General features: G+C 70.4%; 18 protein-coding genes. 9 read left to right on the plus strand and 9 right to left on the minus strand.

Annotation, left to right across the window (positions count from 1 at the left end):
- The first annotated feature begins 45 nt into the window (after positions 1–45).
- Complete coding sequence (locus DK389_RS27930) at positions 46–702, plus strand: phytochelatin synthase family protein (RefSeq protein WP_109894628.1); 657 nt, start codon at positions 46–48, stop codon at positions 700–702.
- Positions 703–837: 135 nt separating this feature from the next.
- Positions 838–1,050, plus strand: a complete 213-nt coding sequence (locus DK389_RS27935) for a hypothetical protein (RefSeq protein ID WP_109894630.1) — start codon at positions 838–840, stop codon at positions 1,048–1,050.
- A 376-nt stretch (positions 1,051–1,426) separates the two neighbouring features.
- Here the strand turns inward: DK389_RS27935 and DK389_RS27940 are convergent, their stop codons facing one another.
- Complete coding sequence (locus DK389_RS27940; protein ID WP_109894632.1) at positions 1,427–1,912, minus strand: DUF2721 domain-containing protein; 486 nt, start codon at positions 1,910–1,912, stop codon at positions 1,427–1,429.
- 210 nt (positions 1,913–2,122) lie between these two features.
- On the opposite strand from DK389_RS27940, the gene DK389_RS27945 reads away from it, so the two are divergent.
- The 3 genes from DK389_RS27945 to DK389_RS35055 all read left to right on the plus strand — a co-directional run bounded on the left by DK389_RS27945 (position 2,123) and on the right by DK389_RS35055 (position 3,080).
- Positions 2,123–2,404 carry a sulfur globule protein precursor gene (locus tag DK389_RS27945; protein WP_109894634.1) on the plus strand — a complete coding sequence of 94 codons (282 nt, stop codon included), beginning with the start codon at positions 2,123–2,125 and terminating at the stop codon, positions 2,402–2,404.
- A 103-nt stretch (positions 2,405–2,507) separates the two neighbouring features.
- Positions 2,508–2,705, plus strand: coding sequence for a molecular chaperone-like protein (locus tag DK389_RS27950; protein WP_109894636.1), 198 nt, complete (start codon positions 2,508–2,510; stop codon positions 2,703–2,705).
- A 240-nt stretch (positions 2,706–2,945) separates the two neighbouring features.
- Positions 2,946–3,080 (plus strand): hypothetical protein, encoded by a 135-nt coding sequence (locus DK389_RS35055; protein WP_257791918.1) that lies wholly within the window; start codon positions 2,946–2,948, stop codon positions 3,078–3,080.
- Between the two features lie 227 nt (positions 3,081–3,307).
- On the opposite strand, the gene DK389_RS27955 is transcribed toward DK389_RS35055, so the two are convergent.
- The 4 genes from DK389_RS27955 to DK389_RS27965 all read right to left on the minus strand — a co-directional run bounded on the left by DK389_RS27955 (position 3,308) and on the right by DK389_RS27965 (position 4,842).
- Entirely contained in the window at positions 3,308–3,532 is a 225-nt protein-coding gene (locus DK389_RS27955; RefSeq protein WP_162560908.1) for a hypothetical protein, read from the minus strand.
- Between the two features lie 230 nt (positions 3,533–3,762).
- Positions 3,763–4,056: a hypothetical protein gene (locus DK389_RS27960; protein WP_109894640.1), complete on the minus strand. Its 294-nt coding sequence runs from the start codon at positions 4,054–4,056 to the stop codon at positions 3,763–3,765.
- Positions 4,057–4,106: 50 nt separating this feature from the next.
- Positions 4,107–4,259 carry a hypothetical protein gene (locus DK389_RS33060; RefSeq protein WP_162560909.1) on the minus strand — a complete coding sequence of 51 codons (153 nt, stop codon included), beginning with the start codon at positions 4,257–4,259 and terminating at the stop codon, positions 4,107–4,109.
- Between the two features lie 331 nt (positions 4,260–4,590).
- Complete coding sequence (locus DK389_RS27965) at positions 4,591–4,842, minus strand: hypothetical protein (RefSeq protein WP_109894642.1); 252 nt, start codon at positions 4,840–4,842, stop codon at positions 4,591–4,593.
- Positions 4,843–5,037: 195 nt separating this feature from the next.
- On the opposite strand from DK389_RS27965, the gene DK389_RS27970 reads away from it, so the two are divergent.
- A complete protein-coding gene (locus DK389_RS27970; RefSeq protein WP_109894644.1) occupies positions 5,038–5,226 on the plus strand; it encodes a hypothetical protein in 189 nt (62 codons plus the stop codon).
- A 36-nt stretch (positions 5,227–5,262) separates the two neighbouring features.
- Here DK389_RS27970 and DK389_RS27975 read toward each other — a convergent pair whose 3' ends face one another.
- Both DK389_RS27975 and DK389_RS27980 read right to left on the minus strand, forming a co-directional pair.
- Entirely contained in the window at positions 5,263–5,490 is a 228-nt protein-coding gene (locus DK389_RS27975) for a hypothetical protein (protein WP_236960409.1), read from the minus strand.
- 363 nt (positions 5,491–5,853) lie between these two features.
- Entirely contained in the window at positions 5,854–6,132 is a 279-nt protein-coding gene (locus DK389_RS27980) for a hypothetical protein (protein WP_109896914.1), read from the minus strand.
- Between the two features lie 267 nt (positions 6,133–6,399).
- On the opposite strand from DK389_RS27980, the gene DK389_RS27985 reads away from it, so the two are divergent.
- Positions 6,400–6,807, plus strand: a complete 408-nt coding sequence (locus DK389_RS27985; RefSeq protein WP_109894646.1) for a hypothetical protein — start codon at positions 6,400–6,402, stop codon at positions 6,805–6,807.
- 300 nt (positions 6,808–7,107) lie between these two features.
- Complete coding sequence (locus DK389_RS27990) at positions 7,108–8,457, plus strand: vanadium-dependent haloperoxidase (protein WP_109894648.1); 1,350 nt, start codon at positions 7,108–7,110, stop codon at positions 8,455–8,457.
- A 51-nt stretch (positions 8,458–8,508) separates the two neighbouring features.
- On the opposite strand, the gene DK389_RS27995 is transcribed toward DK389_RS27990, so the two are convergent.
- Entirely contained in the window at positions 8,509–10,017 is a 1,509-nt protein-coding gene (locus tag DK389_RS27995; RefSeq protein WP_162560910.1) for a DUF4214 domain-containing protein, read from the minus strand.
- Between the two features lie 279 nt (positions 10,018–10,296).
- Between DK389_RS27995 and DK389_RS28000 the strand changes: the two genes are divergently transcribed.
- Positions 10,297–10,833: a hypothetical protein gene (locus DK389_RS28000; RefSeq protein WP_109894652.1), complete on the plus strand. Its 537-nt coding sequence runs from the start codon at positions 10,297–10,299 to the stop codon at positions 10,831–10,833.
- A 135-nt stretch (positions 10,834–10,968) separates the two neighbouring features.
- On the opposite strand, the gene DK389_RS28005 is transcribed toward DK389_RS28000, so the two are convergent.
- Complete coding sequence (locus DK389_RS28005) at positions 10,969–11,340, minus strand: PRC-barrel domain-containing protein (protein ID WP_109894654.1); 372 nt, start codon at positions 11,338–11,340, stop codon at positions 10,969–10,971.
- Positions 11,341–11,362 lie beyond the last annotated feature (22 nt).

Consider the following 11,362-nt stretch of genomic DNA (forward strand, 5'->3'; position numbering starts at 1 on the left):
TTACCCTGCGGCGGAGCCCCCTGCCCCGAGCGCCGGGACACCGACATGACGCGCAAGCGCCTCGTCGCCGCTGCCTGCGCGGCCGCCTGTGCGCTGGGCGCCGCGGCATTCGCCCTGTTCCCGCCCAGGGTGCCCCCGGAGGCAATCCGGACGGCTGTGACGCGCTCCGAACCGTTGCTCGAGCGCGCGTGGCACCTTCCCGCCGCCGCGCGCCTACGGCACGACCTGGTCTGGCAGTCGAATGCCTCTCTCTGCGGCCCGGCGAGCGTGGCCAATGCGCTCCGCTCGCTCGGAGAGCAGGTGGACACCGAAGCGGCCGTCCTTGCCGGCACCGGGCGCTGCTGGACCGGCTACTGCGTGCTCGGATTGACCCTCGACCAGCTGGCCGAGGTCGCGCGCACGCGCACGAAGCGGACGGTCACCCTGCTTCGCGACCTCGGCGCCGAGGAGTTCCGTGCGCATATGCGCCGCGCGAACGATCCGGGGCGCCGCTACATCGTCAATTTCAACCGTGCCGCGATCTTCGGCGCCGGTGCGGGCCACCACGCGCCGATCGGCGGCTACCTGGAGGGCGAGGACCTCGTCTTCGTCCTCGACGTGAACCGTGCATTCGGGCCCTGGCTCGTCGAGCGGGCGCGTCTCTACGCGGCCATGAACACCCTCGACGGCGACCGGACGCGCGGCCTGCTCCTGATCGAATGATCCGCTCCGGTCGGGCGCTCTCGCCGAGGGGCGACGCGATCGACAGGCATCGACGCGTCCCTTCCGGATGGCGGTCGGCGGCGGAACCGCACCGTCGGGCCATCGGTTCGTGAAGCGACGGATGGGAGATGATCGATGGACCGCGAGCGAGACCGCGATTCGGCCGAGGCCATGATCGCCGAGCGCGACAGGACGGAGGGCCGCGGGGATCGGGACAGGACACGGCCGGGCCAGGGCGACGAGACCAGCGGCTCTGTCGACCGCCAGACGCCGCCTCCGGAGAGCGACCGATCGCCCGAAACGGACGTACCGAAGCGTTCCGACCCCGGCCCCTTCGCGCCGCACTGATCGACGTCCACCGCGCCCCGGGCGGCGATCACGCGTCCGGAGCGTGCCGGCGGCCCGGCCGGCCTGGGCGGGCCCGTCGCCCGCGCCGACAGACCTGAGATGGGTCGGCCGGCCCGGATCTCTCGCGCGGTGACGGTGTCGGCGAAGGTCTCCAGGCGGAGGCCCGCGATCCCGGCCTCGGGATACATCGGAAGGCGGTTCGGCGCCTCTTGCGAGCCGGGCCGCCGTCGTGGGTCACGGCAGCGGCAGGGGATGGACGCGGGGCGCGTCGGGGACGTCGTGCCCCAGGCCCGTCGAGAGCACCGAGACCGTGTTCCGCCGGGGCGCCACGATCTCCTCGTCATGGCGCCGGTCTCGGATCTCGCGGATTGCCGGGTCAGCCCGCTCTCAAGCCTCCGGCCTGCTCCTTCTGCCGGTCGACCTCGTCGCGGATGCCGCGGCCAGCCATCAGGATCTCGACGAGGAAGGCCGCGACCGCCGCCACGGTGCAGACCAGAGCAAGGCCGAAGCAGGCGAACAGGATCGAGGCCGTGGCGGCGTCCCGCAGGGCGCCCACGAACAGGGTCAGGACCGCGATGCCCGTCATGATCCCGCCGGCCGAGGCGAGCACGACCGCCACGTCGAGCACGAAGGACCGGCGGCGCAGGTAGGAGAGCTGGCGCGAGAGCCGCCCGGCCTCGGTGGGATCCGCGCTCCACAAGCTCGCGGCGGCGGCATCGACCTTGTCGGCCACGCGCCCGAGACGGGTCGAGAAGACGTTGAGAAGCGTGGCGAGCGCGGTCAGCAGGAAGGCCGGCGCGAGCGCGACCTGGATGACATGGGCAACGTCGTCGGGGGCGAAGATCGAGGCGGTCGCGGACATGGGCCCGCTCTTAGGCCCGCCTCGGCTGCGTGGGAATGGGCGCGGGGGCCCGTCGCCGGCGGACGCGTCGAAACCCGCGCCGCACGCGCAGTGACTCCCGTCCGGCCGAACCCGTTCGCGCTCCGTGATCCCGATCACGGTCGCCGCGCGGCCATCCCCGCATAAGGACCGCGGGTGCCGAATTGGTCGGCCCGGTTGGAGGAGGTTCCTATGGCTCGTTCGGTTCGTGTTCTGGCCGCCGCTCTCGTGGTGGGTGTTGCGGCTCTCGGCGCCGGCGAAGCGTCCGCGCGCGGCTTCGGCGGCGGCCGCGGCGGCTTCGGCCATCACGGCGGGTTCGGTGGCTTCGGCCATCATCATCACGGCGGCTTCGGGCGCCACTGGGGTTGGGGCACGCGCGTCGTCGGCTTCGTGCCGGCCTATGTCGGCGCCTGCTACGTCAAGCGCTTCATCAACGAGGACGGGGACATGGTGGTCCGGAAGATCTGCGACTGAGGTGCCGTCTCCGACGGGGAAGCGCGCGGCGCGTGTCGCCGCCGGCCGCGCGCTTCCGGCTTCGAGGGATGGCGGTTCGCGAGCGGACGCCTAGTTGGAGGCCATGCCCCGCTGGCTCCTCATCCTCGCTGTGGCGACGCTCGGGCTGGCACTCGTCGGCAGCGTCCTCCTGACCTTGCGCGGCATGCCGGCCGACGATCCGGGCCGGAAGCCGGCCGTCGAGATCCCCTGCGGGCCGGCCGTGCCTCCAGGCACCGGCGCGCCCCCTCCGGCCTGCCCTCAGAACGTCCCCCCGAAATGACCGTCGGTGGCTCGCCCCCCGCGCGATCGGTGGCGCATCCGCTGCGCCGCAGCTCACGGGCGCCGGGTGAGACCGGGCGCCCGCGAGCCGCGGCGATCGATGTGTCGAACGGCACCGGGATCGCGCCCGCCCGGGTGCGCCAGCGCATCGGACACGATCCGCATCCGTGATCCTCTCCACGGAACAAATTGCGTCGGCCTTTAGCCGAGCGAATGCACACCGGGGCGGTGGGAGCACGCGATGGCGATCTGGAGGATGTTCCACGGCGACTGGATGATCTCGGCCGTGATGGTGATGATCGGGCTGCTCGTCCTGTTCATGATCTTCGGACTCGCGGCGCTGAGCTTCGAGCTGGCGGCGCTGTTCCGGCATTGACGCGACGCGCATTGCGACGGGACGAGCCCTTCGCCGCGCAAGGCAACCGCCCCCGCCGCGGCACGAAAGAGCCCGCTCGGTGAACCGAACGGGCCAAGGTTGTCAGGTCGTACCGGCATTTCTGCCGAAAGCAGATACGACGACGGCACCCGGATCGTTTCGAATCGGATCGTTCGGTCGGGAAGCGCACGCACGAGGAGGCCGGTCGGGTGGCGCGCCTCGCTCGCTCACTCGGACAGAGCCACCTCGAGGGCACGCTCGCCGCGCCACGTCACGGCGCAGAGGCGGGGGATGAAATCCGGTGCGAGGGCGAGGCAGAAGCCGTCCGGGAGGCTGCTCGCCAGGTTGGTGGAAATCAAGGCGCGGGCCTGGGTCGTCAGGACTGCCCTGCATCCGAGCGGACGCGGCCAGTATTTGAGGGTGATCTTTGCCGCGACAGGCGGCATCTGCACGACCTCTCCGGATGATGTATGCATAATTTCTGCTCCACGCGATCTGATGTCCGGATATTGCGGAGCCGAGCGTATGGCAGACCTTACTGAAGTCCATCGAATTGTTGGCTTCGGCTTAGAAGCAGTTTTGCACCTGTGGCAGGAACCTGCCGAGGGCCGCGCTTCCCCGGCGTGGGCGGAGACGTTTCTCCGCCGGCGGATTGCATCGGGCGGGTCGCGCCGCCGTCGCGTCAGGCGGGTCGCAGGCCGACCGCACCACCGGCGAGATCGACCGAGGCGATGCGTGGGCCGCGAACCCCGGGATCCTGTTGCTCCCAGGCGGCGAGAACGGCATTCGCCGCCTCGATGACCTCGTCGGGCTCCGCGCGATCCACCCGCGGGCGAATCGCCTCGACGAGGCGGGCCAGCATCGTCTGCTCGGTCTGGGGATGGGTCGCGCCCGTCATCTGCCGGCTGTAGGCCGCGTAGACGTTCTCGGCGATCGTGCGCGCGACACGATCGGAGGCCGGGGTGTCCTGATCCATGGTCTCGGTCTCCGGTTCGCGTGAGGGTTCGCGGGAGGGCCGGGCGAGGCTCAGCTCGGCTGCTCCTCCACCTCTTCCAGGTCCTCTTCGGGAATGTCCTCTCCGGGAATCGGCTCTGGCGGCTGCGGCGCCGGCGGATCGGGGGGCGGGTCGCCGATCGGCTTCGGATCGCTGTCGGGTTCGGGCGTGCCGGCTGGGATCATCGTGTCCTCGCTGATGTCCGAGGATCACGCGCGAGGGTGGCGCCCTGTTCCCGCCCGCCGTTCCGCGCGCTGCCGACCGGGGGCCGTCATGCGCCGATCCGGGCGGCAGGCGCCGGGGTCCGGGGTGGACGGGAAGGCGGGGCCAAGGCGCGATCGAGCCCGCCTCGGCGGAGGGGATAAGGCCGAGGCGGGCTCTGCGAGGACGACCGAGATCGACCCTCGTGGGCGTGGTATACCAACTTTGATGCAGGTTAAAGGACGGATCGCGTCCGTGGCGCCCGAATCTCCCGGCGGCCCGGGCGCTCGGCGGTCCCCGCGAGGACGCGGATGATCAGGCGATCGACACGCTCGTCATGACCGCGACCGCCCTGCGAACCTCGCCGACGATCAGCTCCTCGCTCGGACTCCCCCCTGTCATGTCGGCCAGGAGAACCGCGACGTCCCGCTTCACGTCCTCGCGGATCTCGGGGTTCTCCTCGGACAGGCGCGCGATCAGGACGCCCATCACCAACTCCATCGCGACCATCTTGGCCTGCAGCCGCGACATTCCATCGAGCGCATCGTCGTCATTGGTGGATTGCATGCAGGTCTCCCTCGGCGCTGCGGCGCGCGGATCCGCGGCCGACGAAGGCCGGGCTTCTCCGGGCCGAACGGACAGCCCGCCCGCCGACCTATACGCGGTTGCGGGGCCCCTCTCACACCCTCGCGGCGGCCCGCGGGGATCGGAGGCGCTTTCGTGCGTTGACCCTGGATCGGAGCGCGATCCCAAGAGGTCAGCATGAAGAACCCCGCCATGAGCCTCTGGCTCTCCGCAGCCAACCAGGCGGCCGGATGGTGGCTCGGCACGGCCACGTCGATGGCCCGGCGCCAGCAGCAGCTGGCGATGGCCGAGATGACCAGGGCGGCGACCGGAAAGAAGCCTGCGCGAAAGCGCAAGGTCAAGCCGAAGCGCCGTCGGCCGAGCTAGGCCCGAAGGGGGTTTGAGAGGGGCCGACGCGGCCGGCTACAGGATGCTCATCAGCCAGGACGGGCTCAGGATCAGGCCGCTCGCGGTCACGATCCAGGGCGCCGCCGTGCCGTCGCGCAGGGCGGCGCAGGCCCTGCGGAGGGCATCGCGCAGGCTCGCGACGTCCTCCGGCTCGACCGCCTTCGGTCCGTCGGACGCATCCGGCCAGAGGGTCAGCGTGGCGGGCCGGTCGAGGTCGGACGAAAGCGGCTCAGGCAGAAGCAAGGCCCTGCTCCCATTCCTACGCGTCGGGGGCTCCCGATGCCGGCCCCGCAACCGCGAGGGAAGGCACGTGGGCGCGCCCGTTGCAGCGACCCGTGCCGGACGCGCCGACGCCGTCGCGCTGCCGACATCCGGATCAGACCCGCAACGATAGGCGCCGTCCATCCAGGACCGCAAGGCCGCACCCGCGGACGGTGACCTCACCCGGACGCAGGCGATCGGCCGTCGCGCCGCTCGGCACGTGACCGCTTGCGGACTCGCCGGTCGCAGAGCAGAGTTCAGGGGCGCGGCGGATGGCGACGACCGGCCCCGTTCCGGAGGCCGGCTCTCGGGTGTCGGCGGCGCGCCGTGCGGCCGCCGTCCGCCTCAGTGGGCGCCGTGGCTGCTGCCCTTGCCCTTCGAGCCCGGCGACGAGCCGGAGCCCGCATCGTTGGCGCCCGTGGTGTTCGTGGTGCCGGAGCGGCTCTTGTCTCCCGTCGAAGGACCGCTGCCCGCAGCACCCGGCGAGGAGCCTGCGCCGGCGTCGTTCGCGCCTGTGCTGTTCATCGTGCCGGACCGGCTGGTGCCGGAGGAACCACCCTCGGCCGCGAGGGCGGCCGACCCGAGGACGAGGAGGCCCGCCGTGGCGAGCGTGATGACCTTCATGACCGTCTCCCTGATGTTGGCGTCGAACACGCTCACGGCAACGCGAGGCCGAGCTGCGGCGTTCCGGCACAGTCTCGACGCGCACCAGCGAGCCCGGCCGGCGGCGCCTCGTGCACCCACGGCCCGGCCCGGACGTTGAAGGCCGGAGGCTTGCGTGAACGGGGACGGCCGCCGATGCGGCCGCGAGCGGAGCGTCGGGATCGGCGAGATCCGATCGCGGGGCCTCGGTCGTGAGCCGCTCCTGAAGGGACGACGATGGGAGGGACGATGATGCCGGCGGTCGAATTCGCAATCGAGACGGGTCCCGGACATAGCCTGCAGCTTCAGGTGCAGGCGGCCGGCAGGATCATCGCCCTGCCGATCGATGCCGGGCAGGCGGCCCAACTCGGCCGGGCCCTCCTGGCCGCGAGCGTCCTGTGCGATCCGCGCTGCCCGCCCCCGCCCCCGGGCTCGACGATCACGACCTGTCGATTGCCCGCTATTGGCTGGCGCGTCGGCGCGATCGAGCACGGAAGCCGCCCGGTCCTCGATCTCAGGCTCGTGAGCGGAGCCGAGCTGTCCATCCTGCTGACCCCCCGCAGCGCGCTCGCATGTGGCGAGCAATTGCAGATGACGGCCAAGCTGGCGCTCGCCTCCGAGGTAGAGGTTCAGAGTGAAATACCTGCCACGCCGTAGTTTCGTCTCGTGGAATACGAATAAATACGCCGTCGCATTGGACACAAGTCGATAGCGGGAAACCTTGACGCTCTGAGCAAATTCTAAAGATGCTTTCAAACGATTGAATTTGTCTCCAGGTGCGTAACATTTGTTTTTTCAGCGGTCTCGGCATTCGACCAGAATCGCGTCCTTATACTGCCAAGACAGTTTCACAAGACAGTCTCGCAAGACGCTCGATCGTGCCGCCGCGCAGATCGGATTCCGCCTGCGCCGATGCCCGCATTGCCGCCGAGTCCCGCGGGAAGAGGAGTGCGCCGGATGAGATCGGATCCTTCAGCGCGGTCGTTCGCGCGGGACAGCGTCCACGAGAACCCGCGATCGGGGCGTGAGGATCAGACAGCGCCCGAGCGCTGGCACGACGGGCCCGACCGGGAGCCCGCCTTCGACAACGTCGTCCTCGATTGGAACCAGATCGCCCTGGACGCCATCCGGCACGCCTCGATCACGCGGCCTCCGGAGGATGCGCCCTACGTCTCCCGGGCCCTGGCGATGGAGAGCATCGCCATGTTCGACGTGCTCCAGGCCATCGACGACCGGCCGGGCTTCCTCGTGACGCTCGATGCGCCGGCCGGCATCTCGGCGGAGGCGGCCGTCAGCGCGGCCGCCCACGAGATCCTCGTGGAGCTGTTCCCGGATTACAGGCATGCCCTCGATCGCGCCTACGAGGCGCGGCTCGACGAGATCCGCGACGGACGCGCGGAGGATCGCGGCGTAGCCTTCGGCACGAAGGTCGCGGAGGCGGTCCTCGCCGCCCGGGCCGATGACGGCTCGGACGGGCTCGCCCATCTCGGATTGGTGGCGGGTCACGAGCCGGGCGCGTACCGGCCGACGCCGCCGGACTACACGCTCGCCATCCAGCCCGATTGGGGGGACGTGACGCCGTTCGTCCTGCGGAGCGCGGACCAGTTCCGGCCAGGGCCGCCGCCCGCCGTGACGAGCGCCGCGTACGCACAGGATTTCAATGAGGTGAAGGCGCTCGGAGACGTGAACTCGACCCTGAGGACGCCGGAACAGACCGAGAGCGCGCTCTGGTGGTCGAACGACGAGGACAGCTACACCCGGGTCGGGCAATGGAGCGACATCGCGGACCACATCCTCGCCGAGCAGGGACGGTCGCCGCAGGAGAGCGCCTATCTCCTGACCCTCCTGAATGTCGGCCTCGCCGACGCGATCACGGCCTGCTGGGAGACCAAGTACCATTACGACGCCTGGCGGCCGGTCACGGCGATCCGCGAGGCCGACGGGGATGGAAACCGTGCCACCCGGGCCGACGACGATTGGCTGCCGCTCCTGCCCGCCACGCCGGATCATCCCGAGTACACGTCCGGCCACTCGGTGATCGGTGCTCTGGCCGCCAAGGTCATGACCGACTTCTTCGGGCCGATCCCGTTCTCGGCCACGAGCGAGACGCTGCCGGACGTGGTCCGCCACTTCGACAATTTCGATCAGGCCGCCCGGGACGAAGCGATGAGCCGCATCTACGCGGGCGTCCACTTCGCCTACTCGACCGAAGCGGGCCTGGTGATGGGAAGCCAGGTCGGCGATGTCGTGGTGGACGCATTCCACCAGAAATTCGACCCCCCGGCCGGCGACGGGCATCTGGTCTGACCGCCCGCTTCCGCCGCGCCGTTCCGACGCCCCGAGCGGGATCGGCTCGGATCAGAGCAGGCCCAGGTCGCCGCCGTGGAAGCGGAACGCGGCCTCGGTGAGGGTGGTGACGTCCGCCAGATGGATGATCGCGTCGGCCGCGCCGTTGTGATCGACATCCACGTAGAGGTTGCTCTTCGACGTGTCGAAGAGGACGAAGGCGCCCGAGCCGCCGAGCTCGACATCGGCTCTCAGGAGCGAGAGGGCGGCCCCCTCGCTCGGCACGAGGCGGAGCTCGATCGCGTTCGCCTTTCCAGCGAAAAGCGGCGTGAAGTCGAGCACGTCGCCGTTGTAGCTGGCCGTCAGCTGGCCGGCGCCCTGATTGGCCGGCGCCCCCGGTGTGCCGATGGTGTTGGGGTGGAAGTCGGTGATCGTGTCCATGTGGGCCGCCGTCGACTGGTTGGGGTCGCCGTACACGAACACGTCGTTGCCGGCGCCGCCGGTGAACGTATCGGCGCCGTAGCCGCCGGCGAACGCGTCGTTGCCCGCCCCGCCCTTGATCGTCAGGCCCTGCGCCGCATCGCGATGCGACGACCCGTCGAAGATGACGGCGCCGGCTGCCCCCGTCCCGGTGACGCCGGACGCGTCGAGCACGGTCACGTTGGGCAGGGCGCTCTCGCCGAAATTCACGCCGTGACTGCCCGTGACCGTGAGGGTCCTGGCGGCGGCGTCGTTCAGCGTCAGGGCCAGGGCGGCGCTTCCCGAGCTGATTGCGGTGTCGAGGTTGATCGTCTCCACGCCGGCGAGGCTCATGGGCGCCCCGGTGCTGCTGTGGACGATCGCGTTCAGGGTGTCGGTGCCACCCTGGTCCTGGATGGTGTCCGCCGGGCCGAAGGTCGCATCGAGGCCCGCGCTGATGACGGCGTTGTAGGTGTCGTTGCCGCTCGTGCCGGACAGCGTGTCCGCGCCGGCCGTGAGGGTGAAGAAATGCTCGGACCCGCCGAGGAGCGGGTGGGCCGCGTACACGTCCTGCCCCTGCGCGGCCTTGAACAGGAAGTCGTTCACCGCTGCGTCCGAGCGCGCGACGAACTCCGCCGATTGCGCGAAGCCGTTGAGCACGTCGGCGCGCGACGCGACGCCGGAGCCCGGCGTGTTGGCCGCGTCGAGCCAGGAATGCAGTTCCACGGCCGAGGCGCTGCGGCCCAGGGCGTTCGCGTAGAGCGACTGGAGATAGCTCTCGGTGACGGCCTCGCCGGTGCCGTAGAGCGCCGTGAATTCCGCCGCGTGGGCGAAGCCCTCGGACATCGCTTTCAGGTTCTGGCCGGAGGTCTCGAACGCGTTGACGTTGAAGTGCAGCCCGTCCTTGTCCGGCACGCGGCCGAACGCGACCTGATAGAGGCGGATGATCGGGTCGACGTTTCCGTTGGCCTCCGGCGAATGCACGATCGAGTCGTAGATCTGCGCGTCGGTGAAGAATCCGGATTGCGAGGCCGAGACGAAGGCATTCACGTCGTCGGCGCTCGGGGCGCGCTGGAGGACGTTCTCGAACGCCGTGGTGATGTGCGCTGCCGTCAGAGCCATGCTCGCCTCCTCCACGCCGGCCATCCACCGGTCGATGTCGGGCTTATGGCGGGCGCGCCGGACGGGAACCGTGATCGGGATCACAGGATCGTCGAGGGGGGGCGGCCCCGAGCGGGAGCGCGGGCGCCGAGCCGCGCTCGCGTCCTTCGCGTCCTTGCCGCGGGTTTGCCCGGGCCCACGGACGCCGCGCGGTGGTAGCCGGCGTACGGTCCGCGAAACGACGGAAAGGACACGCAAGCGCGGGCGTTGTCCGTAGGGGCGGCGACAGGATCGGCCACCATGACGGACTTCGATCATCTCCTGAACTGGACGCTGAAGCGCGGCTCCCATCCCTTTCCCGGGCCGGATGGCGGCACCTGCATCAACGAGGCGGCCCTGGTGGCGTGCGGCTTCCCGTATCGGCCGGTGCGCGCGCCGACCGATATGCCGCTCTGCTTCTCGCGTCCGATCTGCCGGCTGGCCCTGCATCTCAACGATGAGGCCGGCGATACCGAGCGGCAGCGTCTCATCCCCTTCGTCACCCGGCTGGCCTGCGCGGACACGCCCGAGATCGAGGGGCGGCGCGCCGCCTACATCCGCGCGCGGATCGATCTGGACGGCCGGTACATGCCGCATGTGCCGCTGGATGAGGGGATCCGCATCCTCGAAGGTGCCCTGGCGATCGGGCGGCAGGCGGACCCCCTCGGGCTCGACGATGTGGCGGACCGGATGAAGGCGGCCCGTGCGCGGACGGCGCCCCAGACGCAGGAGGCACGGACCATCTCGGCCAAGCTGAAGACGTGGTTCGGCGTGTCGAAGGCCGACGGCGTCCTCTAGGGCGTTCCCCCGGACGGGGGCGCCGGCTCGGCGTGCGCCGGAGCGAACGGCGATCGAGCGCCGTTTCCGATCCCCGCGGGGGTCGGGGACGGCGCCCCGGCCGTCGATCCCGCGATGTCGCGGCCGCGGCGGGGTCTACGGGGCCGCCATGTACAGGTAGTAGTCGCTCAGCTGCTGCCGCTCGTGCCCGGACAGCAGGGCCTCGTCGCCGCGGGAGAATTCGGGGGCCCTGCGCAGCTGCTCCACCGTGATGGTCGTGTGGTAGCCGTGGAGCCGCGTGTCGTAGGTCAATTGCTCCCACGGGATCGTATGGGTCTCGGAGCCCGCGCCCAGGAAGCCGCCGAACGCGGTGACCGCATAGACGACTTGGCCGGTGATCTTCTCGATCACGAGACGCTTGATGGTCCCGACCCGCTGACCCTCCGCATCGAAGACGGCCGTTCCCTCGACGTGGTCGCTCTCGATGAGCGGGTGGCTCGGAGCCGATGACGTGTCCGTCTCCGCCATAGCTCGCCTCCTCCGGTGTCCG

The organism is Methylobacterium durans (assembly GCF_003173715.1).
GTDB classification, from domain to species: Bacteria; Pseudomonadota; Alphaproteobacteria; order Rhizobiales; family Beijerinckiaceae; genus Methylobacterium; species Methylobacterium durans.